Annotated in this window: 34 protein-coding genes; 31 read left to right on the top strand and 3 right to left on the bottom strand. The window is 72.2% G+C overall.

Going from position 1 to position 23490, the window contains the following annotated elements; genetic code table 11:
- Positions 1 to 25: 25 nt before the first annotated feature.
- Positions 26 to 1330 (bottom strand): site-specific integrase, encoded by a 1305-nt coding sequence (locus tag CLV72_RS31165; RefSeq protein WP_106253801.1) that lies wholly within the window; start codon positions 1328 to 1330, stop codon positions 26 to 28.
- Positions 1331 to 1332: 2 nt separating this feature from the next.
- On the bottom strand, positions 1333 to 2343 hold the full coding sequence (locus tag CLV72_RS31160; RefSeq protein WP_106253800.1) for a helix-turn-helix transcriptional regulator: 1011 nt from the start codon (positions 2341 to 2343) through the stop codon (positions 1333 to 1335).
- A gap of 547 nt (positions 2344 to 2890) precedes the next feature.
- On the opposite strand from CLV72_RS31160, the gene CLV72_RS31155 reads away from it, so the two are divergent.
- The 12 genes from CLV72_RS31155 (at position 2891) to CLV72_RS31100 (ending at position 11492) form a co-directional block, all read left to right on the top strand.
- Positions 2891 to 3094 carry a helix-turn-helix transcriptional regulator gene (locus tag CLV72_RS31155; protein WP_106253799.1) on the top strand — a complete coding sequence of 68 codons (204 nt, stop codon included), beginning with the start codon at positions 2891 to 2893 and terminating at the stop codon, positions 3092 to 3094.
- A gap of 176 nt (positions 3095 to 3270) precedes the next feature.
- Positions 3271 to 3531, top strand: coding sequence for a hypothetical protein (locus tag CLV72_RS31150; RefSeq protein ID WP_106253798.1), 261 nt, complete (start codon positions 3271 to 3273; stop codon positions 3529 to 3531).
- The gene (locus CLV72_RS31145) at positions 3528 to 3746 is read left to right on the top strand and encodes a hypothetical protein (RefSeq protein WP_106253797.1); all 219 of its coding nucleotides are present in this window, start codon (positions 3528 to 3530) and stop codon (positions 3744 to 3746) included. The genes CLV72_RS31150 and CLV72_RS31145 overlap by 4 nt, the downstream gene beginning before the upstream one ends.
- Positions 3743 to 4105 (top strand): DUF6907 domain-containing protein, encoded by a 363-nt coding sequence (locus CLV72_RS31140; RefSeq protein ID WP_146159652.1) that lies wholly within the window; start codon positions 3743 to 3745, stop codon positions 4103 to 4105. Before CLV72_RS31145 ends, CLV72_RS31140 begins: the two co-directional genes overlap by 4 nt.
- Positions 4102 to 4437, top strand: coding sequence for a hypothetical protein (locus CLV72_RS31135; RefSeq protein WP_106253795.1), 336 nt, complete (start codon positions 4102 to 4104; stop codon positions 4435 to 4437). Before CLV72_RS31140 ends, CLV72_RS31135 begins: the two co-directional genes overlap by 4 nt.
- Before the next feature lie 150 nt (positions 4438 to 4587).
- Positions 4588 to 6174 (top strand): DEAD/DEAH box helicase, encoded by a 1587-nt coding sequence (locus tag CLV72_RS31130; RefSeq protein ID WP_106253794.1) that lies wholly within the window; start codon positions 4588 to 4590, stop codon positions 6172 to 6174.
- Positions 6171 to 8564 (top strand): DUF3987 domain-containing protein, encoded by a 2394-nt coding sequence (locus tag CLV72_RS31125; protein ID WP_106253793.1) that lies wholly within the window; start codon positions 6171 to 6173, stop codon positions 8562 to 8564. The genes CLV72_RS31130 and CLV72_RS31125 overlap by 4 nt, the downstream gene beginning before the upstream one ends.
- Positions 8565 to 8962: 398 nt before the next feature.
- Positions 8963 to 9637 (top strand): hypothetical protein, encoded by a 675-nt coding sequence (locus tag CLV72_RS31120; protein WP_106253792.1) that lies wholly within the window; start codon positions 8963 to 8965, stop codon positions 9635 to 9637.
- 1 nt (position 9638) lies between these two features.
- Complete coding sequence (locus CLV72_RS31115; protein WP_106253791.1) at positions 9639 to 9902, top strand: hypothetical protein; 264 nt, start codon at positions 9639 to 9641, stop codon at positions 9900 to 9902.
- A gap of 1 nt (position 9903) precedes the next feature.
- Positions 9904 to 10335 carry a hypothetical protein gene (locus tag CLV72_RS31110; RefSeq protein ID WP_106253790.1) on the top strand — a complete coding sequence of 144 codons (432 nt, stop codon included), beginning with the start codon at positions 9904 to 9906 and terminating at the stop codon, positions 10333 to 10335.
- A 9-nt stretch (positions 10336 to 10344) separates the two neighbouring features.
- Positions 10345 to 11211 (top strand): hypothetical protein, encoded by an 867-nt coding sequence (locus tag CLV72_RS31105; RefSeq protein ID WP_106253789.1) that lies wholly within the window; start codon positions 10345 to 10347, stop codon positions 11209 to 11211.
- Positions 11208 to 11492 (top strand): hypothetical protein, encoded by a 285-nt coding sequence (locus CLV72_RS31100; protein WP_106253788.1) that lies wholly within the window; start codon positions 11208 to 11210, stop codon positions 11490 to 11492. Before CLV72_RS31105 ends, CLV72_RS31100 begins: the two co-directional genes overlap by 4 nt.
- Positions 11493 to 11641: 149 nt before the next feature.
- Here CLV72_RS31100 and CLV72_RS31095 read toward each other — a convergent pair whose 3' ends face one another.
- Positions 11642 to 12187, bottom strand: a complete 546-nt coding sequence (locus CLV72_RS31095) for an SHOCT domain-containing protein (RefSeq protein WP_106253787.1) — start codon at positions 12185 to 12187, stop codon at positions 11642 to 11644.
- Between the two features lie 122 nt (positions 12188 to 12309).
- Between CLV72_RS31095 and CLV72_RS31090 the strand changes: the two genes are divergently transcribed.
- The 19 genes from CLV72_RS31090 (at position 12310) to CLV72_RS31015 (ending at position 23490) form a co-directional block, all read left to right on the top strand.
- Positions 12310 to 12663 carry a phage tail fiber protein gene (locus CLV72_RS31090; RefSeq protein ID WP_106253786.1) on the top strand — a complete coding sequence of 118 codons (354 nt, stop codon included), beginning with the start codon at positions 12310 to 12312 and terminating at the stop codon, positions 12661 to 12663.
- Positions 12660 to 12821 (top strand): hypothetical protein, encoded by a 162-nt coding sequence (locus CLV72_RS32555; RefSeq protein WP_170141190.1) that lies wholly within the window; start codon positions 12660 to 12662, stop codon positions 12819 to 12821. The genes CLV72_RS31090 and CLV72_RS32555 overlap by 4 nt, the downstream gene beginning before the upstream one ends.
- Positions 12818 to 12967 (top strand): hypothetical protein, encoded by a 150-nt coding sequence (locus CLV72_RS32550; protein ID WP_170141189.1) that lies wholly within the window; start codon positions 12818 to 12820, stop codon positions 12965 to 12967. Before CLV72_RS32555 ends, CLV72_RS32550 begins: the two co-directional genes overlap by 4 nt.
- Positions 12964 to 13152, top strand: a complete 189-nt coding sequence (locus tag CLV72_RS31085) for a hypothetical protein (RefSeq protein ID WP_106253785.1) — start codon at positions 12964 to 12966, stop codon at positions 13150 to 13152. The genes CLV72_RS32550 and CLV72_RS31085 overlap by 4 nt, the downstream gene beginning before the upstream one ends.
- A 152-nt stretch (positions 13153 to 13304) precedes the next feature.
- Complete coding sequence (locus CLV72_RS31080) at positions 13305 to 13496, top strand: hypothetical protein (RefSeq protein ID WP_106253784.1); 192 nt, start codon at positions 13305 to 13307, stop codon at positions 13494 to 13496.
- A gap of 77 nt (positions 13497 to 13573) precedes the next feature.
- Positions 13574 to 13870, top strand: coding sequence for an HNH endonuclease signature motif containing protein (locus tag CLV72_RS32990; protein WP_211303190.1), 297 nt, complete (start codon positions 13574 to 13576; stop codon positions 13868 to 13870).
- Between the two features lie 214 nt (positions 13871 to 14084).
- Positions 14085 to 14567, top strand: a complete 483-nt coding sequence (locus CLV72_RS31070) for a phage terminase small subunit (RefSeq protein ID WP_245930547.1) — start codon at positions 14085 to 14087, stop codon at positions 14565 to 14567.
- On the top strand, positions 14551 to 16206 hold the full coding sequence (locus tag CLV72_RS31065) for a hypothetical protein (protein ID WP_106253783.1): 1656 nt from the start codon (positions 14551 to 14553) through the stop codon (positions 16204 to 16206). The genes CLV72_RS31070 and CLV72_RS31065 overlap by 17 nt, the downstream gene beginning before the upstream one ends.
- 4 nt (positions 16207 to 16210) lie before the next feature.
- Positions 16211 to 17761: a phage portal protein gene (locus CLV72_RS31060; RefSeq protein ID WP_106253782.1), complete on the top strand. Its 1551-nt coding sequence runs from the start codon at positions 16211 to 16213 to the stop codon at positions 17759 to 17761.
- Positions 17758 to 18708, top strand: a complete 951-nt coding sequence (locus tag CLV72_RS31055) for a VG15 protein (RefSeq protein WP_106253781.1) — start codon at positions 17758 to 17760, stop codon at positions 18706 to 18708. Before CLV72_RS31060 ends, CLV72_RS31055 begins: the two co-directional genes overlap by 4 nt.
- 50 nt (positions 18709 to 18758) lie before the next feature.
- On the top strand, positions 18759 to 19520 hold the full coding sequence (locus CLV72_RS31050; RefSeq protein WP_106253780.1) for a hypothetical protein: 762 nt from the start codon (positions 18759 to 18761) through the stop codon (positions 19518 to 19520).
- A gap of 45 nt (positions 19521 to 19565) precedes the next feature.
- The gene (locus CLV72_RS31045; RefSeq protein WP_106253779.1) at positions 19566 to 20789 is read left to right on the top strand and encodes an SU10 major capsid protein; all 1224 of its coding nucleotides are present in this window, start codon (positions 19566 to 19568) and stop codon (positions 20787 to 20789) included.
- Between the two features lie 3 nt (positions 20790 to 20792).
- Positions 20793 to 21251: a hypothetical protein gene (locus CLV72_RS31040; protein ID WP_106253778.1), complete on the top strand. Its 459-nt coding sequence runs from the start codon at positions 20793 to 20795 to the stop codon at positions 21249 to 21251.
- A 12-nt stretch (positions 21252 to 21263) separates the two neighbouring features.
- On the top strand, positions 21264 to 21857 hold the full coding sequence (locus CLV72_RS31035) for a hypothetical protein (RefSeq protein ID WP_106253777.1): 594 nt from the start codon (positions 21264 to 21266) through the stop codon (positions 21855 to 21857).
- Positions 21854 to 22201, top strand: a complete 348-nt coding sequence (locus CLV72_RS31030; RefSeq protein ID WP_106253776.1) for a head-tail adaptor protein — start codon at positions 21854 to 21856, stop codon at positions 22199 to 22201. Before CLV72_RS31035 ends, CLV72_RS31030 begins: the two co-directional genes overlap by 4 nt.
- On the top strand, positions 22201 to 22377 hold the full coding sequence (locus tag CLV72_RS32545) for a hypothetical protein (protein WP_170141188.1): 177 nt from the start codon (positions 22201 to 22203) through the stop codon (positions 22375 to 22377). The genes CLV72_RS31030 and CLV72_RS32545 overlap by 1 nt, the downstream gene beginning before the upstream one ends.
- Before the next feature lie 6 nt (positions 22378 to 22383).
- Positions 22384 to 22716 (top strand): hypothetical protein, encoded by a 333-nt coding sequence (locus CLV72_RS31025; RefSeq protein WP_106253775.1) that lies wholly within the window; start codon positions 22384 to 22386, stop codon positions 22714 to 22716.
- A complete protein-coding gene (locus CLV72_RS31020) occupies positions 22716 to 23087 on the top strand; it encodes an HK97-gp10 family putative phage morphogenesis protein (RefSeq protein ID WP_106253774.1) in 372 nt (123 codons plus the stop codon). Before CLV72_RS31025 ends, CLV72_RS31020 begins: the two co-directional genes overlap by 1 nt.
- 1 nt (position 23088) lies before the next feature.
- Positions 23089 to 23490 carry a DUF3168 domain-containing protein gene (locus tag CLV72_RS31015; protein WP_106253773.1) on the top strand — a complete coding sequence of 134 codons (402 nt, stop codon included), beginning with the start codon at positions 23089 to 23091 and terminating at the stop codon, positions 23488 to 23490.

Raw genomic sequence — 23490 nt, 5'->3', positions numbered from 1 at the left:
CAGGATCGTTTGGAGTGTTTCCACGCTATACCTGCTCCGTTGCTGCGACAAGGGTCTCTGGGGCCGTCATGGGGCCGTCAGCCCTCTGGTTCTCAAGATCGTATCTATACGCCATATCGATGACGCCACGCCCTCGACCGTCGCTGTCGGGCATCAGGTGGCTGTAGATCCGCAGCGTGATGGACGGGTCCGCGTGGCCCAGCCATTCCGCCAGCGCGCGGATCGACGTGCCGCCGTCGAGCTGCACGCTGGCGAAGCTGTGGCGGAGCTGGTGGAACCCGTAGTCCCGCATCGAGCCCCGCTTCTCGCCCTCGATCAGCACGGGCAGGACGCCGGCCTTCACCAGGACGGGCTCGACGGCGGGGCGCCAGACGTAGGGGTTGTAGTAGTACCGGCCGATCGCGCCGCCGCGCTGGGTGGTGAAGACGAGCTTGTGCGTCACCAGCACCCCGTCCGGCTCCTCCCACGGCAGGGTGACCGGCACCGCCGGGAAGCGCTCCAGGTGCGCGTCGAGGCGATCGACGACCAGGTTCGGAAGCGGCGCCTCTCGCTCGCGCCCATGCTTGGGCGGCGCGAAGACGAGCCGGTTACCCACGATCTTGACCTGGCGGCGGACGCGGACCATCTTCCCCTTGCGGTCGAGGTCGGCCACCGCCAGGCCGAACACCTCGCCCTGGCGGTGGCCGCAGCAGGCCCCCAGGTCCACGGTCGCCCGATACCGCTCGGACATCCCGCCGCGGATCGCTTCGACTCGCGACGGCGTCCACGGCACCACCTTGCGGGGCACCGCCTTCGGAGCCTTCACCGAGCTGGAGTCGCACGGGTTCCGCGCGACCAGGCCGTCGTCCACGCCGGCCTTCAGGACCGTGGAGACATGCCCGAGGATCGCCGCGATGTAGGTCGGCGCGAGGCCGGCCGCCTGGAGGCCGCGCACCCAGTTCTGGATCAGCGACGGGCGGCGCGCCAGCTGGGCGAGCGAATGCGTGCCGAGCGTCGGCCACACGTGCAGCCGCAGGCGCGACTCGACCACCTCATACGACGACCGGCCGAAGCTCTGGTTCTCCAGCCATTCGGCGCTGTACTTCCGCAGCGACACGTCGCCGGCCTTGGGGTCGTTGAAGACGCCCCGCGCCTCGTCGGCCTGCACCTCGGCGAGGAACCGCTTCGCGGGCGTCAGCTTCTCGAAGGACTCGTTGTGCTCGTTGCCGTCGAGGTCGTAGTACCGGACCCGGTACCGCTTGCCGACGCCGTACCGGTCCTTCTTCTCCTTGTGGACCTTCCCGTCGGCGTCGCGCACCTCCCGGTACCAGCGGTCCTCGATGTGGGCCACCGTTACTCCTCCTGCCTGTCCGCCTCTTCGGGCGAAGGCGAGTGCTCGTCCTTGAGCTGCTGCAAGACATCATCCATGTGTGAGTGCGTTCGCGTCACGTCACCAGGTGCTCGAATGGCGAGCGCAGCGTAGACAGCGTCTGAGTCTGCGGACACCTTGCTGTCGAAGACCTCGCCGTGGACCAGCGCCCGTCGCAACGGCAACGGCAGTTTGTTCAGGGCTCGGATGGCGGTCCGTTCATACCCCGAGCCACTGGCCATGCGGTGCAGCATGACGCGCAGCTCGTTCACGGAGGCCGTCAGGTGCGCTACCGATGTCTCGATGCCGGATATCTGGGCTTCGAGATATCCGGGCATCATCGTCGGCGGCACAGTCAGGCGACGCTCCATCGCCGCTCGGGACTCGGCTGTCGGCGGCGCGTATGCGGCTGACTCGGCCCCAAGGCCGTCAGCCACAGAAGGGCCTGCGGACGTAATGGGAGCGCGCCCGGTGAAGGGCCTCCACTTAACGCCGCTGAGGCGATTGAGCAGATCAAGGACTGGCCAGTCTTCCGCGCGGTCTTCGAGGTGCTCGGCGAAGGCTTCCTGAAGTTCCTGCACTCGGAACCGACGCATGGACTTCTCGGCTTCGCTGTCACCCCTGAAGGTGGGCAGGTCTCGCGCCAAGCCGCCGTAGAGCGAGGCGAGCACCCTGGCAGTGGATGAGGACTCGTCACGCACTGCCTTGATAATCTCGATCATGCGTCGGAGAGCGGGCACATCGATAGCCTCGACCAGACTGATCGGCCCCGTGGCGATGTCGTACCCGGGGTTCTGGGAGACAATGGACATTCCCAGCGCGTTGGCGATCCGGCGCACGGTCCGGAGCTCCGGATCTCCGCGGCCCGCCTCTAGGTTCGTGACGGTCCCCCGGGCCGTGCTGGACAACCACGCCAAGTCGCCCTTAGTGATCTTCAAGCCCTCCTGTCGCCTTACGCGCAGCTGTTCATTGATGGACGTCAAGCCTTCGTTCACTGGTATCAACTCCGTCAGTCGCAAGGCCGTGAGCTGGGCTGATGCCGGACGGCAGTACGGCCGGACTGCACATCGATTGGACAACGCTAGCCCAACGATGTCAACGCTATGCGGTACTTCTCGGCAACAGTCGGCAGGTCTCAGCAAGACCAGAGGGCGGTCTGGCTCAATCTGTCCCGTTCTGTCCGCAGGACAGACACTACATGTTGTGCTATGTGGGGTCAGTCGGAATCGAGCGTCGCCGGTAGTCGGTCGATGCGCGCCGCGCTCCACGGCTGGCGATCAGGTGGTACCTTGGTCTCGACACACGAGCACCATGGGTCACTTTCTCCCGTAGGAGAAGGTCGGGCCCCTTCGCGATCTCCCCCGAGACGCAAATGGGCCCCCGCGACTGGCATCGCGGAGGCCCTGTGGACAGCTCCTAGGCAATTTGGAGTGAAGCATGCCCGCGTCTCAGGGTAGCAACCCCCATGTGAATCGGCGAACAAACGCTCGCAGAATCACATCCTCGCAGGTCAAGGCCCCCGCTGGAGCAACCCAGCTCGCGGTGGGCACCAAGGGCGACGCCCTGCTGTCCATGCCGGAGATCTGCGACCTGGTGCGTCGCCCCGAGGGGACCGTCAGGGACTGGATCCTGAAGGGCGGCGAAGACGCGCCGCCGATCTGGAAGCTGCGCGGCCGCCGCGTCGCGTGGAAGTCCGAGCTGATCGCGTGGCTGAACGCCCAGCGCGCGGCGTCGCTGTCGGACTGAGCGCTGGCAGGTCATCGACCCGGCCTTTGGGTCCGGCGAATCTCCGTAGACGCCTCCGCCCCATAGCGGGCGACGTCCCCAGCGGTCCCTGCCCCGACCGCCACCCTCACATCTGACTTCAGGCCATGGCTCCACAGGGCCAGCGGTCTGGCTTCGCACACCCTCTTGGGGTTCCCATGTATCACCTGGCTTCCAGTCTCAACCTGTCCGGTCTCGACCGCGAACCGTCGACGACCCTCGTCATCCTCGCCGCCGTCGGCGCGACCGCCCTGATCGTGGGCACCATCGTCCTCGTCTTCAACCTCGTGTTCCTCCTCATCGACCTCGCCGACGCCTCCAAGGTGCGGGCGCAGCTGCGCACCACCGAGAAGGAGTTGGCCAAGGTCCGCGCCGAGCTGGTCGAGCTGCGCGCCGACCGGGACGGCGGTGTCCGATGAGCGCCCGCGTCCTCGTCGGCCAGCTCGGTATCGCGGACGTCTTCGCGGTCCCGGCCGACACGATGCCGCCCGGCATGGTCGGCGTCCTCACCAACGACGGCGCGAGCATCCAGGCCGAGATGCCCGCCCCGACCTGGCCGGAGTTCGACCGCGCCGAGCTGATGCGGCAGGCCCGCGCGTTCGTCGGCCTGCTCATCCCCGGGGGCACCCGATGAGCGCCCCCGACGTCCAGGCGGACGAGCGGCCGTACTGGCAGACGCGCCCGTGTCCGACCTGGTGCTCCAGCGGCCATGCGCGCGACGAGAGCATCGCCGATGCCCTTCACATGAGCCACGACTTCTTCGAGATCGTCGCGACCACCGAGCCGCCCATCTGCGACACCTACGCCGGTGAGCGCTACGTCGAGGCGCAGGCGTTCGACGTCTCCCTGTCGCAGTACGAGCTGGAGCGTGAGCCCCGCGTGTGGCTCGGCCTGAACCAGACCTCCACCGGACTGAAGCTCACCCTCGGCGAGGCGTCCGCCCTCGCCGACGCCCTGCGCAAGCTCGTCGACGCGGCGGAGGCGACCTCATGACAGCCGTGCCCTGGACCGAGCTGGCCGATCTCGTCGGAGGCGAGCGCGTCCTGGTCGCCGACCTCGGCCGCGTGGACGGGGTTCCCGTGCAGGCGATCCACGGGCCTCCGTTCCCCACCTCGGCGCCGACCCGCTGCGTCGTCTACAGCCGCACCGACGCCGCCAGGACGCCCGTCGGCTCCTGCGTGCTGGCCGCCGTCGCCGACCCCGACGCACGTGCCGAGGACATCCGCGGCGCCGCCGCCGTGGTGCTCGGAGTCCTGGCCGCCGCCGGGTACCGCGCCGCCGGATACGCCCCGGCACCGCAGCTGGAGGAGGCCGCCCCCGACTGACCCGCGCCGGGCGGCGCGCCCGCTCCGCGCCGCCCCCTCCGACCTTCACCAGCACGACCGACAGGGGGTCCCCGGAATGGGGAGCAAGGCAGCACTGCACGTCGGGGTTCGAACTCATGCTCGGATCTCGGAGTTTCGACGGGGGGCGGCATGATCTCGCTCCGCCCCTACCAGCAGGAGGCCATCACGGCCATCGAGGCGGCGGCCGCCGCCGGGACCATGCGGCCGCTGTGCGTAATGCCGACCGGCGCCGGAAAAACCGTGACGTTCGCGCACCTGGTGCAGCGCCGCGGGGGGCGCGCGCTGATCCTGGCGCACCGCGACGAGCTGATCCAGCAGGCCGCCGACAAGCTCCGGCAGATCGCGCCCGAGCTGCGCGTCGGGGTGGTCAAGGCCGGAGACGACGAGCATGACGCCCAGGTGGTCGTCGCCTCGGTCCAGACCCTGGTCCGGCCGTCGCGACTGGAACGGCTCGACGCCGACTTCCGCACCATCGTGGTCGACGAGGCGCATCATGCGGTGGCCTCCACATACCGGACGGTGCTCGACCGGTTCGGGGCCTTCCGGGACCGCGGGGGTCCGCTCGTCGCCGGGTTCACCGCGACGGCGGGGCGCTCGGACGGCGCGGGACTGGGGCACGTCTGGCAGGACATCGTGTACCAGCGCGGCATCCTGCAGATGATCGCCGAGAAGTACCTGGTCAACGTCCGTGCGCTGGCCGTCAGCAGCGAGATGGACCTGGGCAACGTTCGCACCCGCGCCGGCGACTTCGTCGACGGGCAGCTCGGCGACGAGCTGGAGCGCTCGGGCGCCATCGACGCGGCCGCCGTCTCCTACAAGCGGTTCGCGCCCGAACGCCCCGGGATCGCGTTCACGCCGACGGTGGCGACCTCGCAGGCGCTCACCGAGGCGCTGCGCGCCCAGGGCATCACGGCCGACCACATCGACGGCGCCATGCCGCGCCAGCAGCGACGCGACGTGCTGGCCCGGCTGCGCAAGGGCGACGTGCAGGTGGTCACCAACTGCGCCGTCCTCACCGAGGGCTTCGACGAGCCCGCGGTGTCGTGCGTCCTGATGGCGCGGCCCACGAAGTCCGCGCCGCTGTTCGTGCAGATGGTCGGGCGTGCGCTGCGGCCGCACCCGGGCAAGGACGACGCCCTGGTGCTCGACGTGGCGGGCGCCTCGGCGGCCGGGCTGGCCACCATCGCAGACCTGGCCGGGCTGCCGCCCAAGGCGGTGAAGCCGGGCGAGAAGCTGACCGAGGCGGCCGAGCGGGCCGTAGCCGAGGGCACCGCGCCCCCGGCGGTCGCGGCGGCGGTGCGCGCGAAGTCGGTGGACCTGTTCAAGGCGTCGGACCTGCGCTGGCTGCCGGTCCTGGACTGCTGGATGCTCCCGGCCGGCCGCGACACCACCATCCTGCTCATGCCCGCCGACGGCGACCTGTGGAACGTCTGGGAGTGCACGCGCACCGCCCGGCCCAAGATCGTTTCCCCGGGCCTGGCGCTGGAGTGGGCGCGCGGGGTCGGCGAGGAGGTCGCCCGCGCCAAGGGCGGCGTGCTGTCGCGCGCCGATGCCCGGTGGCGGGCGCGGCCGCCGTCCCCGGCGCAGCTCCAGGCGCTGCAGCGGATGGGCTACGCCGAAGTGCTGCCGAAGGTTCAGACCTGCGGGCAGGCGTCGGACCTGATGAGCGCGCACAACGCGGCCCGCATCATCCGCAGCCTGCGGGCGGCGGCATGAGCGACGTCCTGTACGAGGTGGTGCTGCCCCGGCTGGAGGGCATCCGCAAGCAGGCCGGGTACTACATGGCCCGCTGCCCGGCGCACCCCGACCGCCAGCCGAGCCTGTCGGTGTCGGTGGGCAAGGAGCACCCGGTCGTCTTCCACTGCCATGCCGGGTGCGAGCGCGACGCCATCCTCGACGCGCTCGGCCTGACCTGGGCCGAGCTGTGCAAGCCGCGCGAGGAGCGCCCCCGGGGCGGGGAGTGGACGCCGCGCGGCGACGCCATCGCGGTCTACGACTACTTCGACGAGAACGGCGAGCTGCTGTTCCAGGTGCTGCGCACCGCCGACAAGCAGTTCCCGTGCCGCATCCCGGACCGGTCGAAGAAGTCGGGGTGGGCCTGGCGGCTCGGCGACACCCGCCGCGTCCCCTACCGGCTCCCCCAGATCCTCGCCGCGGTCCGCGCCGGGACGACCGTCTACATCGCCGAGGGGGAACGCGACTGCAACACCCTGGAGCGGCACGGCCTGGAGGCCACGTGCAACCCCGGCGGCGCCGGGAAGTGGCGCCAGGAATACGCCGAGCACCTGAGCGGCGCCGACGTCGTGGTCATCGCCGACCGCGACGACCCCGGCCTCGACCACGCCCGACACGTCGCCCGCACCCTCGCCGGGGTCGCCGCACACGTTCGCATCGTCCAGGCCGCCGCGGGCAAGGACGCCACCGACCACTTCAACGCCGGGCACGGCGCCGGCGACTTCGTCGCGCTCGACGCCGACCAGGCGCCCCCGCGCGCCGACGAGCCGCCCCCCGCCGACGAGGAGCCGCCGCGCGACCCCTTCGAAGACACCTGGGTCGGCGACGCCGAGTGCAGCGCCGAGGAGATCCTGTCCGGCGTCTACCCGACGCCCGAGGACGGGCAGGCCCGGTTCATCGAGCCGCCCGAACCCCTCGGCGGCATCGAGGCCGAGCCCAAGCCGCTCGACGTCGACCAGGCGCTGCCGCCCCGCCTGGCGGAGTTCGTCCGCGCCGTCGCCGAGCACCTGGAGGTGCCGATCGAGGCGGTGGCGAGCATGGCCATCGCCGCCTTGTCCGTCGCCGCCGTCGGGCGGCACATGGTCGACGGCGGCGGCGGATGGCTGCAGCCCCTCATCCTGTGGATGGCGGCCGGGCTGCCGCCCGGTGAGCGCAAGTCCGACCTGATCCGCATCACCGCCGGGCCGCTGCGGCTCGCCGAGCGGGGCCTGGCCGAGTTGCACCAGGCGAAGATGGACGAGGCCGCCGCCGAGCGTGAACTGCTCGATCCGGAGCTGAAGCGCATCAAGGAGGACCTGCGCAAGGGCAACGGCGACAAGCAGACGCTGGAGTCCGACCTGGCCGACGTCCAGGACAAGCTCAAGGCGCTGCCCCCCAAGGACGCCTCGCCGCCCCGCCTGCTCGTCGAGGACACCACGCCCGAAGCGCTCTCCCAGCGCCTGAAGGAGAACGACGAGGCGCTGGGGATCATGACCGCCGAGGGTGGCGTCTTCAACATCATTAAGGGCCGCTACAGCGACGGCAACGCCAGCTTCGAGATCTACCTGAAGGCATACGACGAGGAGTACATCCCCTTCGACCGCGTCGAACGCGGCACCGTGATCCTGCACAACCCCGCGCTGGCCATGGGGCTGTGCGTGCAGCCCGACGTCATCATGGACGTCGCCAAGATCCCCGGCATCCGCGAACGCGGCTTCCTCGGCCGCTGGTTCTACGTCCTGCCCAAGTCGATGCTGGGCTACCGCAAGAACCGGCGCACCCGCATGCCCCAAGACCAGCTCGAATGGTGGAGCCAGACCCTCCAGGGCATCCTCAACTACACCCCGCACGGCCCCAAGCGCCCCTACCTCACCCTGGACGCCGACGCCGACAAGCTCCTGCAGCACCTGCTCGACAACATCGAGCCCAACCTGGAGGAGACCGTCGGCCGGTTCAACTACATGCGCGACTGGGCGTCCAAGCTCTGCGGCAAGGTGCTGCGGCTGGCCGGCCTCTTCCACCTGGCGCAGGGCTACGGCGAAGGCCGCCCCATCAGCGCGGCCACCATGACCTACGCCGTCGCCTTCGGCCTGTGGACCATCAACCACGCCGAGCGCGTGTACAAGGCCTGGCTGCGGCGCGACATCGAGCCGGGCGTCGAGCCCATCCTGGCCTGGATTCGCAAGCGCAAGCCCGACACATTCGCCGCCGGCGACCTCAAGACCTCGCTGCGCAACGCCTCCTGGTACAGCTCCGAGGCCCGCGACGCCGCCCTGGTCAAGCTCTACCGCGACCGCTGGATCACCTCCGTCATCCAGTACGACGGCCGCGGGCGGCGCCGCAAGACGGCCGTCTTCATGCCCCACCCCGACCTCATCAAGGGGCAGCGGTGAACCCCCGCCGCCCGAACCGACTGCGGGTACACGCCATGTACCCGCAGTGGTCCCCCGGTGCCCCCGGTCCCGAGACTGGGGGTACCAGGGGTACACCACGGGTACCCGCGTGTACCCGCAACGAGATGCCCGCCGACCTGCGCAGCTACGGCCACCGACCCCCAGCAGGGGCACCAGGGGCACCACGGGTACCTCCCCCCGCCTGCGCACACACCCCAGGGGCACATTTCACGGTTCGCCTTAATGGCTCCATTAGTACCTATACCTATACCTATCCAATTCTTCGACCATTCCCACCTGCGGAAACGCCGGAACGGGGACGCGTGCGAGCGCCCGGGGGCACGCACGTACCCCCGGTACCCCCAGTCGAATTCACGTCCAACCCGAACGGAGTAGCCATGATCGAGTTCGGCCAGCTGGCCACCGCCATCGTCACCAAGCACGAGCCCCACCTGCTCGACTACGGGCCCGAGGAGCAGATCGCCCGCGCCGTCGCGGCGCTGGAGCGCTTCCACGCCCACACCCCGCTGACGCCGGTCGCCGGCACCGTGGTGGACCTGGCCGGGTTCGGCAAGGCGCCGGTGTACTTCGCCAGCGGCGAGGACCGCTACCTGCTGCTGTCGGAGGTCGGCGAGCAGCTGGGCATGTCGCTGCCCGCGGTGTGCGCCTGGGCCGACGGCGACCACCTGGAGGGCCTGCGCGCCCAGCGGGAGGCCGACGAGCGGCGCGGCGACGGCCGGTTGGGCTACGACTGCCTGCGCGGCCTGCTCAACCTGGACCTGTGGCTGTGCGTGGACGACCCGCAGGCCAGCCCGGACGCAGGAGGACGCCGCTGGTCCTTCGCCGGCGACTGGTTGATCAGCACCGACCGCATCCCGGCCCTGTTCACCGCCAGCCCGTGGCGCGAGGAGTTCATCGCCAACACCACCGACGTGATGCGCCACGCCTTCCGCCGGTTCTGGGGCGACAAGGCCGCCGGCAATCCGCTGTTCCACAGCGACCTCACCGAGGACGAGGCCCGCCGCAAGGCGCGCCGCGGCCCGCACCTGCCCGACACCACCGAGGAGAACTGACATGACCGACCGGCCGCTCTACACGCTGCTCGACGGGGAGCCGGTGCTCTCCCACGAAGCCGTCGCCCTGCTCATCGACATGCCGCCCGAGACCGTCCGCGCCGAATGGCAGCGCCAGGCCGCCCAGGGCGAGCCCGGGATGACCCTGCCGACCTCCTGGGCCAAGCGCGGCAAGCGCATCCGCAAGGAGGTGGCCGCCGCCCTGGGACATGAGCCCGGGATGAAGGAGGCCATCGACTACCTGGCAGCGAAGAAGGGGAACTGATATGACCGACTACGCCGCGGCCGTCGAGGCCGCCAAGACCCTACTGAAGGCCGCCGGCGCCTCCAGCGGCCTGCTGGTGCTCGACTTCGACGACGACGGCCGCCTCGACGACCCCGCCGCCCTCGCCGAGGCGATGCGCGCCACGGTGGAGACCAAGGGCCTCGCCGGCCGCATCGCGGTGGTGGAGCTGGTCGACGGCAGCCCCGAGGCCGAGCTGGCCCGGGAGCTGGCCGAGGAGCGGATGCTGACCCGAGAGCTGGCCGACAACCTGGACCGGGCGAACGCGCGGCTCGACGGCGTGCGCGCGGCCTTGTCTCCCCACACCGCCCCATCGCGTCGCTGCGGCGCCCAGGTCATGGTCGGCACGCGCGTCGGCCGATGCGAGCGAACCGCCGGGCACCCCCGGGGCCAGTGCGGCTTCGGCCCCAAGTAGAGGAGTTCGATGGACGACGGGGGCCTGTGCGCGGTGCCGGACTGCTACCGGCGGGTGCGCGACGCGACGGTGTGCACGCCGTGCATCGCCGAGCTGCGGCGCGCCCTGGGCCGGGTGCCGGAGCTGGCGGCGGAGCTGGACACCGCGGTCACGCGCGGGGATCGGATGGGCGGCGGCAGCGGGGGCCGCCGCTCGGCCGAGGCGCCGCTGGTGTTCAACGCGGGCGCGAGTGAGGTCGGGTGGGTGCTGCGCAACGCCCTGGTGACGTGGGTGCGGGTGCTGGCCAATGCCTATGGTGAGGACCAGCCGCCCCGCCGGCCGCCCCGGTACGGACCCGTCTGCCGCCGGTGTGCGCACGCCTCCTGTGCGGAGATCCGCCGGGGCGGCGCCGGCCTCCCTGAGGACAACCTGCCCGCGATGGCCGGGTGGTTGTCCGCGCGTGCGGAGCGGGTGAGGCTGCACGAGGCCGGCGGGGAGTGCGTCGATGAGGTCCTGGCCGCCCTGGCCGAGGTGCTGCCCGTGCTCGACCTCCCCGTCGAGCGCGCCTACGTCGGCCCCTGCGCGTCGTGCGGCGCGGACCTCTACACGCGCCCCGGCGCGCCGACCGCTACGTGCCGCGACTGCGGCCACGCCCACGACGCCGATGCCCGCCTGGGGCTGCTGCACCGGTGGGCCGACGCCCACCTCGGCACGGCCGCCGAGGTTGCCGGGGCGGTCAGCCGGATGGGGCGGCCGGTCACGGCCGAGCTGCTGCGCAAGTGGGTCCAGCGTGGAAAGCTGGCGCAGTACCCACCGGACCCGCGCGACGACCGCCGGCGCCCCCGCTACCGGGTGGGCGACGTGATCGGGCTGCTGCCCGAGACCGAGAGGGCATGATGAAGATCGTCAAGTTCATCGCGCTGGGGGCATTCGCGGTCTGGCTGACGCTGCTGATCGCCGGAATCGACTGGTCGGCTCGCCCCTGCGACGAAGTCGATGACGAGGTCTGGCACGCCATCGACATGGCCGAAGCAGAGGGCAGCCTGTTCTCAGCCGACGTCGACCTGATCGATCACTACCACCGAGAAGCGACTTCGCTGATCGTCGACAACCCCCACTGCTACCCCGAAGACGAGGTCCAGTACGCCCAAGACATGCTGGCTAGGCTCCAGCGCTAACACTCCGCTTGCGTAGCCGCGCTACACGTGTCACACTGGCGTCGACTTGAATGGCGCGAACTGGCCCTGGAGGACATCCCCTCCGGGGCCTTCGTCATGTCCAGACCCCGCCCGGCGCGCTCGTCGGGGGCCGCGCCGGGCGGGCACCATCACACCCGCCGCAGCAGCTCGGCCTTCTTCGCGTCGAACTCATCGGCCGTCACGATCCCGGCGTCGCGCAGCTCGCCGAGCTTGCGCAGCGCCTCGTACACGTCGTCGGCCGCAGCCGCGGCCGCCGGCGCCTGGGGCGCGGGGGCTGCCGGTGCCGAACCGCCCGACAGGCGGCCGCGGACCGCGTCGGCGATCGCCCGCCCGTCGGTCTTGTCGAGCTGGCCGATCTCCGCCTTGTTGCCGCTGGCGAAGACGACGAGCTTGCCGAGCAGCAGGCCGCCCGCCCACTGCACCGACGAGATCTTCTCGAACGGGAAGTCCTCGGAGACCTGCCCGGTCCATCCATCGCGGATGAACAGCAGCCGGCGCCCGGTCAGCACGAGCAGGCCGGTGCCGCCGCCATAGGACCCCGCCGCCAGGCGCTCGACGGTCTCCCCGTCCCACAGGTGTTCGACCAGGCGCCGGATCTCGCGGTTCGAGCCGAGCCGCGTCGTCATCCGGTCCCGCGCCGCTTGGATGTCCGGCCGTAGCGCCTCCGTGGCCATGATCGCCCCTCCCTGGGAATCCCCGACCGCTGGTGAAGGTCACCGTAAGGCGCCGATGGCTCGGGCGCCCCCGGACGGCCGACCTCGGCCAGCACGGCAACCACGTCACGAAGGAGTACGTCATGGCGCTGAGCGAAGCGGCTTGGAACGCGATGTTGAACGAACTCGGCCCGCTGGCGGTGTACGCGAGCCTGCACGACGCCGACCCGGGCGCCGCCGGCGACAACGAGCTGAGCGGCGGGTCGCCGGCCTACGCGCGGCAGAGCGTCACATTCGGCGCGGCCAGCGGCGCCCAGATCGGCATCACCAACGACCCGATCTTCGCCGTCCCGGCCGGGGCGACCGTGAGCCACTTCGGCCTGTGGAGCGCGTCCAGCGGCGGCACCTTCTACGGCGGCGGCGCGCTGAGCGCCAGCGAGGTCTTCGGCGCGCAGGGCACCTACACGCTGACGGCCGCGACGGTGACGGGCTTGTGAGCGCCCTCTCCAACTACATCGCGCTGTGTGCTCTGTGCGCGTCGCTGGCCCTGGTGCACCGCGACTGGCAGGTGCTGGTGTGGATCATCGCGGCGGCGTGGTGGGCGTCGCACGCCGAGGAGTACCGCTCCCAGGCGATCGCCGGGATTCGGCGGTGACCGCTGGACAGGCCGCGGAGAAGGCGGCAGAGGTGCTGGAGCGGGCCGACATGGAGCCCAACCCCGCCATGGTGGACAGCAAGGTCCGCATCGCCGAGGGCTGGATCGCGCTGGCGTCGGCCCTGGCCGAGATCGAGAGGGTGTGACGCTGGTGAGCAGCTGCGCGCCGACGCTGCAGCGCGACGTCCGCGAGCTGGCGCCGGTCGACGGTTGGCGCGTCATCGAGCCCGCCGGCACCGGCCGGGCCTGGTGCCCGTGCGGCACCGACACCGGCACCGTGGTGTGGGCCGACGCGCTGAGCGCCCACCAGTGGCACACCCCGGTCCGCTGAGGACCCCCATAGGCGGGGACGCCGTCGGCACGCGGAGGCTGCCGCGCGACGCTGGCCAGTACCGGTTCGAATCCGGAACGGCGGCGGTCCCTGAATCCCCCTGGTAGGAAGAGACGGCACGGGCGCGCGCCCGCCGAGTCCGAGGAGCGAGCATGTCCGACCTCACCGTCGTTGCCGCCGCCGTGGTGTTCACGGGCGTGCTGGCGTTCGCCTATGCGGCGTGGATGCACGGTGAGGAGCACCGCCCGGCCGATGAGCGGTCCATCGGTGCGCGGATCGTCATCGCTGCATGGGCGGCGCTCGCCGCTCCGGCGCGGTGGCTGATCGGCCGCGTCGGCCGCTGATGGCGCGCCGGGCCCTGCAGGTGTGCCCCACTCCTGGGTGCCCGCGCCTGACCAAGGCGGGGCGCTGTGCGGACTGCGTGGCGAAGGCGGCGGCGTCACGGCCGAGCGCCAGCGCGAAGGGCTATGACCGCGCCTGGCAGCGCACGCGTGCGGCCTACCTGATGGCGAATCCCTACTGCGGGTGTGAGGAGTGCGCGCGGTTTCCCGAACTGCTGCGGCCGCGCGCCACCGAGGTGGACCACAAGGACGGGCTCGGGCCGCTCGGGCCGCGTGGGCACGACTGGAGCAATCTGGTCGGCATGACCAAGAGCCACCACAGCCGCAAGACCGCACGTGAGCAGCCCGGCGGATGGAACGACCGCGAACCCCGCTGACCTGCGTGGATAGCGCTGCGCAATGCAAGCCGCTGACCTGCGCGGACACGGAGCGGGCATCACGAGCCCCCGACCTGGGGGTATACCCCTGACCTGGGCTTATAGGGGAACGCCGGGGAGGGCTCCGAGAAGTCCGTCAAGTTCAAAAGGTCCCCGCCGTCACGCAACGTGACGGCGACCGGTGCCGCGCAACGCGGCGAGGAGGCGAGGGCCGATGTCTCGTGGAGGTGCCCGCGTGGTGTCGGGTCCGGCACCGGACCCCAACGCGCTGCGGCGTAACCGCAAGGACGACAAGGCAGGGTGGGTGACGCTGCCCGCCGAGGGGCGGGCGGGTGATCCGCCGGAGTGGCCGCTGATCGACCTGCAGCCGCGGGAGTGGGACCTGTGGCTCGACCTGTGGTCGCGTCCGCAGGCTGTGATGTGGGAGCGGCTGGACCAGCGCTACGAGGTGGCGATGTTCGTCCGCAAGCTCGCCGAGGCCGAACTGCCGCGTGCGAGCGTGGAGCTGCAGAAGGTCGTGCGCCAGTACCTCGACAGCCTGGGGCTGTCGGTGCAGGGGATGCTGCGCAACCGGTGGAAGATCGCCCCGGCGGCGGCCGCCATCGAGTCGGACGAGTCCGCGCCGGCGCCGATCGTGCCGATGCGGCGGTCGGTGCGCGACCGGATGAGGGTCGTGCGCGATGGCGAAGGCGGCTGACGCCTCCGCCGAGTTCGTCGTCGACTTCCCGACGCTGTGGATCGTGCCGGAGTGGATCGAGGCGCACTGCCCGGTGCCCGGCGGGTTCCGCGCCGGTGAGGACCTGGAGCTGTACCGGTGGCAGCTGTGGTGCACGGTCAGCCACTACCGGGTTCGGCCGACTGCGGTGGTCGGGCAGCTGGCGACCGCGTTCCACTGCCGGCGCTCCCTGGTGGTGGCGCCGCAGAAGACCGGCAAAGGGCCGTGGTCGGCGTTCATCTCGCTGGCCGAGGCGGTGGGCCCGGTGGTCTTCGCCGGGTGGGCGGTCGGCGGTGAGGTCTACCGGTGCGCCGACCACGGGTGCGAGTGCGGGTGGTGGTACCGCTATGAGGCAGGAGAGCCGATGGGCCGCCCCTGGCACGACCCGCTGATCCAGCTGCTGGGCGTGAGCAGCGACCAAGTCGAGACGAACGTCTACGGGCACCTGAAGGCGACGGTGGCCGCCGGGCCGCTGGCCGACGTGCTGACGGTGGGCGAGGAGTTCACCCGCATCCGCACCGGGTCCGGCGGCGGCCGCATCGACGTCGTCACCTCCTCGGCGCGCAGCCGGCTGGGCAACCCGATCGTGTTCGCGCTGCAGGACGAGACCGGGATCTACACCCCGGCGAACAGGATGACCTCGGTCGCCGAGGCGCAGCGCCGCGGCCTGGCGGGCATGGGCGGCCGGGCGATCGAGACCACCAACGCCTGGGACCCCGGCGAGGACTCCACCGCCCGGCGCACCTCGGAGTCCAAGGCCAAGGACATCTTCCGCTACCACCCCCAGGCCCCCAAGACCTGGTCCTACCGAGACAAGCGGCAGCGCCGCCGCATCCATGCCTACGTCTACGCGGGCAGCGACCACGTGGACCTGGACGCCATCGAGGCCGAGGCCGCCGAGCTGATGGAGAAGGACCCCGCCCAGGCCGAGCGGTTCTTCGGCAACCGGTGCGTGGCCGGCACCAGCTCGTGGCTGGACCCGGCGGCCTGGGAGCGGCGGGCCGCGCCCCGCGCGGTGCCGGACCGGACCCGCATCGTGGCCGGGTTCGACGGGTCCGACGTCGATGACTGGACGGCGATCCGCTGCGAGACCATGGACGGCTTCCAGTTCACGCCGCTGGTGGGCCCCGACCGGCAGCCGGCGGTCTGGAACCCGGCCGACTTCGGCGGGCAGGTGCCGCGTGCGGAGGTGCGCGCGGGCATGGACGAGGTGATGCGCCGCTTCGACGTGGTGCGGCTGTACGCGGACCCTCCGTACTGGGAGACCGAGGTCGACGACTGGGTCGACCTCTACGGCGAGGAGCGGGTGATCCGCTGGCACACCCGCCGCATCGTCCAGATGCACGCCGCCTGCGAGCGGCTGCGCACCGACGTCACCAAGAAGGATGCCACCTTCGCCCATGACGGGTGTGAGATCACCGCCGACCACATCGCCAACGCTCGTGCCGCGGCCCGCCCCGGTGACCGCTACGTGCTGCGCAAGGCCAGCCCGACGCAGAAGATCGACGCCGTCATCCCCTCGATCCTGGCGCACGAGGCGCTGGGGGACGTCATCGCCGCCGGCCTGGCCAAAAAGCGCGGCGCCTATATCTACACCGCGTCCTCGACGCGCCGGAGGTGATCCTGTGGCCGATGAGGCCGAGCCGGCCGCGCCGGGCGGGCAGATGAGCACCGAGGCGGCCGCCGCGCTGGAGGTGATGGGGCGGCTGGCCGCCGAGCTGCGCAACCGGCAGCCGGTGATCGCGCGCAGGCTGGACTACTTCCGGGGCGCCCACCCGCTGCATTTCGCGTCGGAGGAGTTCGCCGGCTACTTCGGCAGCCGGTTCGCCGGCTTCTCCGACAACTGGTGCGCCCCGGTGGTGTCCTCGCCGGCGGAGCGGATGAACGTGCTCGGCATCCGGCTCGGGTCCGAGCAGCGCCCTGACGCTGAGCTGGCGCGGGTGTGGCGGGTCAACGGCGCCGAGCGCGGCAGCAGCGAAGCCTTCGCCGTGCTGCTGGCCGCGGCCCGCAGCTTCGCGCTGGTGTGGGGGAACCCGGATGATGAGTCGACGCCGCGCATCACCTGGGAGCGCCCCGACCAGGCCATCGTGGGCTACGACGCCGAGACCGGCCAAGCCCGCGCGGGGCTGAAGCTGTGGCGCGACGAGTGGGAGGGCCACGAGTTCGCGACCCTCTACACCCCTGAGTACCTGTGGAAGTGGCAGCGCAAGGGGGCGGGCGCCTACGTCCACCAGGAGCCGAGCGCCGCGGTGCTGCCCTCGGGCGGCTGGGAGCCCCGCCACCCGGCCGGAGACGACGCCTGGCCGCTGCCCAACCCGATGGGCGCGGTGCCGCTGGTGGAGCTGCGCAACCAGACCCTGCTCGACGACGCGCCGATCTCCGACATCGACGGCGTCATCGCGATGCAGGACGCCACCAATCTGGTCTGGGCGTACCTGATGAACGGGTTGGACTACGCCACGCTGCCGCAGCGGGTGGTCACCGGCGCCGATATGCCCAAGATCCCGATCCTGGACGCCACCGGGCAGCAGGTCGGCGAGCGGCCCCTGGACCTGGACACGCTGGTCCGCGAGCGCATCCTGTGGGTCCCCGACCCCAACGCCTCGACCTCCGAATGGAGTGCGGCCCGGCTGGACGTGTTCAGCGCGGTGATCGAGCGGGCGGTGGAGCACATCGCCGCCCAGTCGCGCACGCCGCCCCACTACCTCATCGGCCGGGTGGCCAATCTGGCGGCCGAGGCCCTGACGGCGGCCGAAACGGGGCTCGTCAGCAAGACCAACGAGCGGATCGTCTACGCCGACCCCTCCATCCGCGAGATCTACGCGCTGACCGCCCAGGCCGCCGGCGACGAGGACCGGGCGGCCGCGGCGCGCGCTGGCACGGTGATGTGGGCCGACACCCAGTTCCGCGCCCTGTCGCAGAAGGTCGACGCCTTGCTCAAGCTGCGGCAGATGGGGTTCCCGTTCGCGTGGCTGGCCGAGCAGTACGGCCTGGAGCCGCCCGAGGTCGAGCGGGTGCTGGCGATGCGCGAGGCCGAGGCGCGGCTGGACCCGATCGGCGCGATCTCGGCCGAGATCGGCCGCACCCAGCCCGCTGCGGGGGCCGGCACGCTGCCGCTGCCCTTCGGCGTCGACCCCTTCGCCGATGAGGGCGCCGGCGGGGTGGGCGCGCCGTGACGGTCCCGGCTGAGGCCACCGAGCACCGCGCCGCCCAGGCCCGGCTGGCCGCCGCCGCCGCGACGCGCGCAGGGGCGGCCTGGCGCGAGGTCGACACCACCGAGATCCGCGGCGACTGGGCCGCCCGGTTGCCCGGTGTGCTGGCGATGCTGACGTCCGGCCAGTACGCCGCCGCGCAGCTGTCGGACCCCTACCTGGCGCGGCTGCTCGGCGGCGCCGCCCCGCCGGCCGCCGCCCCGGTGCCGGCCGCCCTGGCCGGCGTCGCCTCCGACGGCCGGGACCTGGCCACCCTGCTGATGCAGCCCGCGGCCGCCGCCCTGGCCTACCTGGCCGCCGGTCGGCCGCTGGCCGACGCGATGGCGCTGGGGCTGGCGCTGCTGGACATGATCGTGCGCACCCAGGTCGCCGACGCCGCCCGCGTCGCCGACCTCATCGGGCTGGCGGCCCGGCCCGGCGTGGTCGCCTACACCCGCGTGGTGCAGCTGCCCGCTTGTGCGCGCTGCATCATCCTCGCTGGCCAGACCTACCCTTGGTCGACCGGCTTCGAGCGGCACCCCAACTGCGACTGCGCCCTGGTGCCGCTGCGCCCCGGCGTCGATGACGCGCCCGACTCGCCGCGCGAGTTGTTCGAGCAGATGGCCCGCGAGCAGCAGGACCGGCGGTTCGGTGCGGCGGCCGCGGCCGCGATCCGCGCCGGTGCCGACATCGCCCAGGTCGTCAACGCCCGCCGCGGCCTCACCGTCGCGGGCGGGCGGGAGTTCACCACCGAGGGCACCAGCGCGCGGGGCCTGTCCGGGCGCATCCTCGGCCAGCTGCGGCGCGTGCCCGGCTACCAGTACCGGATGTCGACCGTGCCGCGCCCCACCGCCGAGCAGCTGATCGCTGATGCGCGCGGCGACCACGCCGAGGCGATCCGGCTGCTGCGCCGGTTCGGCTACCTCACCTAGACGTCGGCCGCCGCAACGGCGGCCGCCACCACCCGCAACGGGAGAACACGATGACCGATCACGACACCGACCTGCCTGTCCACCCCATCACCGGCCTGGCCGCGCTCGGGTGGCGCCGCGACGGGCGGCCCATCTGGCCGATCCTCGGCGGCTCGGGCGAGGGCGACGGCGCCCCCAGCGACGGCGGCAACACGGGCGCGGACGACGGCGGCGAGGGCCAGGGCGCGGACCCCGACGGCGCGGACCCCGACGGCCCAGGCGACGGCGGCGAGGGCCAGGGTGACGGCGGCGACGAGCCGCTTGGCGCCCCGGGGCGCAAGGCCCTGGAGGCGGAGAAGGCCAAGCGCAAGGCGTTGGCCGAGCGGGCCCGCAAGGCCGAGCAGGAGCTGGCCGCGCTCAAGGCCCAAGGCAAGGAGAACGACCCCGAGGTCATTCGCTCCGAGGCGGAGAAGGCCGCAACGGCCAAGGCCAACGCCCGGATCGTCCGTGCCGAGGTCAAGGCCGCGGCGGCCGGGAAGCTCGCCGATCCGGCCGACGCCTACCAGTTCCTGGACCTCACCGCGTTCGAGGTCGACGACGACGGCGCGGTCGACGCCGGCGAGATCGCCGACGCGATCGAGGACCTGCTGAAGAAGAAGCCCTACCTCGCCGCCGCCGGCGGAACGGGGCGCCGCTTCGCGGGCGGGGGCGACGGCGGCAAGCGCGGCCGGGCCGCGACGCTGGCCGACCAGATCCGCGACGCGGAGAAGGCCGGCGACTGGAAGACCGCGCGGCGGCTCAAGCTCGCCAACCAGCTCAACACCACCAAGTAGCAGCGGCAGGCGCGTGCCTGCCCCGTCACCACCAGGAGGCACCGAATGCCTGGCATCACCGGCATGGGCAACACCTTTGACCTGCCGAACTTCGTCGGCGAGCTGTTCGCCGTCACCCCCACCGACACCCCGTTCCTGTCCGCGATCGGCGGGCTGACCGGCGGCGAGATCGCCGACGGCATCCTGTTCCAGTGGCAGGGCTATGACCTGCGCTCCCCCGACGCCGCCCGGCAGCGGGTGGAGGGCGCGGCCGCCCCCACCGCCGAGGCGCGGGTGCGGTTCAACGTCACCAACGTGGTGGAGATCCACCAGGAGGCCGTCGAGGTCAGCTACACCAAGCTGGCCGCGACCGGGCAGTTCCACTCCACCGGCTCCGCCCACCCCGGCGCGGTCGGCCTGGCCGGCGCCAACCCGGTGCTCAACGAACTGGACTGGCAGGTCGACCAGCAGCTCATCCAGATCGCCCGCGACGTCGAGGTCAGCTTCCTGACCGGCACGTTCCACAACCCCGGCACCAACGCCACCGCGCGGCGCACCCGCGGCATCATGGCCGCCACCGAGACCAACACCTCCGACCGGTCCACCGAGATCGGCACCGCCACCATCGAGGCCGACAACGAGACCTTCACCCTGGCGGCGCACGGCCTGTCCGACGGCGACGCCGTGGTGGTCACCGCCCTGACCGGCGGCGCGGTCGGCGTGCTCGCCACCAACACCCTCTACTACGTCACCGGGGCGACGGCGAACACCTTCACCCTGGCGGCCAAGCCCGGCGGCACCACCATCGCCTTCGCCACCGACGGCGGCGCCGACGTGCACTCCGCGGCCGCCCTCACCGAGGGCATGGTGCTGGACATCCTGCAGGACGTGTGGACCTCCGGCGGCATCCAGCAGTCCGACACCGCCACCCTGATGTGCAACGCCGCCATCAAGCGGGCCCTGACGAAGATCTTCATCACCGACGCCGGGTTCCAGGAGTCCAGCCGCACCGTCGGCGGGGTGCGGGTCATGACCATCGAGACCGACTTCGGCACCCTCAACGTGATGCTCAACCGGCACATGCCCACGTCCGCGCTGCAGGTCGTGAGCCTGGAGCAGTGCGCGCCGGTGTTCCTGCCCATCCCCGGCAGGGGCTTCCTGTTCGTCGAGCCGCTGGCCAAGGAAGGCGCCTCGGAGAAGTCCCAGATCTACGGCGAGATCGGGCTGCGCTACGGCAACGAGAAGACCCACGGCAAGCTCCTGGGCGTCACCGCCCCGGCCGGAGCGTGACCCGTGGCCGTCTTCGAATGCCGCCGCCACCCCGAGGGCAAGATCCGCACCAGCTCCGGGCGGCTGGTGCGGTTCCGGGCCGGGCTCGCCATCGTCACCGATCCCGAGCTGGCCGCCGAGCTGCGCCAGGTGCCCGCCGTGCACGGCGTCACCGAGCACAACCCGCCCGAGCCGCCCGCCGATCCCCGACCGCCGGCGCCGGTCACCGCCGAGGCGATCGCCGCCGGAGCCATCACCCCCGAGGCGATCGCCGCCAACGAGGTGACCGGTCAGGCGATCGCCTCGGCGGCCGGCGCCGCGCCCACCCCGCCGACGCGCGAGGCGCCGGCGCGGCCGCCGCAGGCCGCACCGAAGGCCGACTGGATCACCTACATCACCGCGGTCACCGATCTGGACGCCGAGCAGGCCGGCGCCCTCAGCAAGGCGCAGCTGATCAAGCGCGCCGACGAGCTGGGCGAGTAAGGGGGCCGCGTCGTGGACCCGCTGGCCACCGTGGCCGACTGCACCGCCCGCGGCCTGACCGTCACGACCGAGGAGGAGCCGCTGCTGGAGGTGTACCTGGCCACCGCCTCAGCGGCGGTGCGGGAGGCAGCCGGGTGCCCGATCAGCCAGACCACCTCCACCATCACCCTGGACGGCGGCCCCGACCACCGGCTGCGGCTGCCGGGGCCGCCCATCACCGCGGTGGCGTCGGTACTGATCGACGGGGCGGCCGTCGACGACTGGCGGCTGCGCCGCTCCAGCGCCTCGCTGTGGCGGTGGGGCGGCTGGCAGGGCTGCACCGAGCCCTCCGACGTGGAGGTCACCTACACCCACGGCCTGCCCGTGGTGCCCGCCGACATCGTCGACCTGGTGTGCCGCATCGCCGCCGCCTGCCTGGTGGCCCAGCGGGCCGAGCCCGACGGCGAGGGCCTGGCCGCCGCCGACATCCGCCAGGAGCGCATCGGCGACTACGCCGTCACCTACGGAGACACCGGGCTCATCACCGAGATGGAGCTGCCCGACTACCTCCGCGGCCGCCTCGCCAGCCGGTTCGGCGGCGGCGCCGCGGTGGTGAGGACCCGGTGAGGGCGCGGGTCGGGCGGCTGCTACGCACCCCCGTCCAGGTCTGGCGGCCCGTCCTGGCCGATGACGGCGGGGGCGGCCAGACCCGCACCTGGGCCCAGGTCGCCACCGTGCGCGGGCGCCGCGCCCAGCCGACGTCTGTGCAGCGTGAGGTCGGCGACCAGGACGGCGCCCGCCTGGCCGCGGTCTGGTACTTCCTGCCGGGCGCCGACGTGCGGCGCGGCGACGAGCTGCGCCGCGCGGGCGTGACGGAGGTCGACCTGGTGACCGCGGCGTTCGAGCCCTCGGAGCCCGGCACCTACCTGCGTGCCGACTGCACATCCCGCCAAGCCGAAGGAGCCGCCTGATGGCCATCATCCCGGCGCCGCCGGTGTGCGCCGACCTCGACATCACCCTCACCGTCGGCGCGAGCAGCAGCCGCCTCGGCACGCTGACCGTCGACCTCACCGACCCGATCGGGCCGCAGCTCGCCGACGCGCTGCGCCAAGCCGCCGACGTGCTCGACGCCGAACCGAAGGAGTGACCGACCATGGCGATCATCGCCGCCCAGTCCGTGCCGGTGGCCGGGCTCGCCGAGATCGTGTGGGGCGCGGCCGCCGGCGGCGGGGACGAGGCGCCCGTCGGCGGGGGCCTGCTGCTCCTGGTGCGCAACATCGGCGCGGGCTCGCTCACCGCCACGATCGCCACGCCCCGCACCGTGCGTGGCATCCCCATCGCCGACGTCGCGCTCACCGTCGCGGCCGGGGACGTCGCGGCCGTGCCGATGGACACCGTCTATCGCTCGCCCTCGACCGGCCGGGCCTCCATCACCTACGACGTCGCCACTGACGCCGAGGTCGCCGTGTTGCGGGTGGCGCGCTGATGGCGGTGCGGGTGCGCGTCGTCGGCGCCCAGGCGCTGCGCCGGGTCTTCGCTCGGATGACCACCGACATGCACGAGGTGCAGGAGGAGGTCGCCGAGAAGTGGGCGGACGCCGCCTACGAGGGCGCGGTGCGTGATGTGCCCATCGACACCGGCGACCTCGGGTCCGCCCTGGAGAAGCGGGTGCGCGGCTCGGGGTCCACCGCTGACGCCGAGGTCGGTGTGTGGGAGGACGAGGAGTACTACGGCCAGTTCGTGGAGTTCGGCACCAGCAAGATGGCGGCGCAGCCGTTCATGTATCCCAACGCCTCCGCCGCCAACCGGCAGGTGCGCGGCTGGGTGCGCGAGGGCATCGAGAAGCGGATCGGCTGAGATGGCGACCGCCGCGTGGCCGCTGCAGGTCGCCGTCATCACCCGGCTGCGCGCCGACCCCGAGCTGACCGCGATGTGCGGCGTGTACGACAACGTGCCCGAGCCCGCGCCCTACCCGCACGTCGCGGTCGGCGAGGTGGTCGAGGAGCCCGACGACACCCACGACAACCAGGGGCTCACCGTCGCGCTCACCCTGCACGTGTGGTCGAAGTACCGCGGCTACGCCGAGACAGCGACGATCCTGGCCCACCTCGACCGGCTCCTGGACCGCCGGCCCCTGGCGGTCGACGGCTTCCAGGACGTCACGGTCTTCCGGGAGTGGTCGCGCCTGGTGCGCGACCCCGACCCCACCATCCGCCACTGCCCGGTGCGCTACCGGGTGTGGCTCAGCACAGAGGAGTAA

The sequence above is a fragment of the Allonocardiopsis opalescens genome (assembly GCF_003002095.1).
GTDB lineage: Bacteria > Actinomycetota > Actinomycetes > Streptosporangiales > Streptosporangiaceae > Allonocardiopsis > Allonocardiopsis opalescens.
The sequence above is the reverse complement of the archived record's forward strand: the minus strand, read 5'-3'. Positions and strand labels throughout refer to the sequence as shown.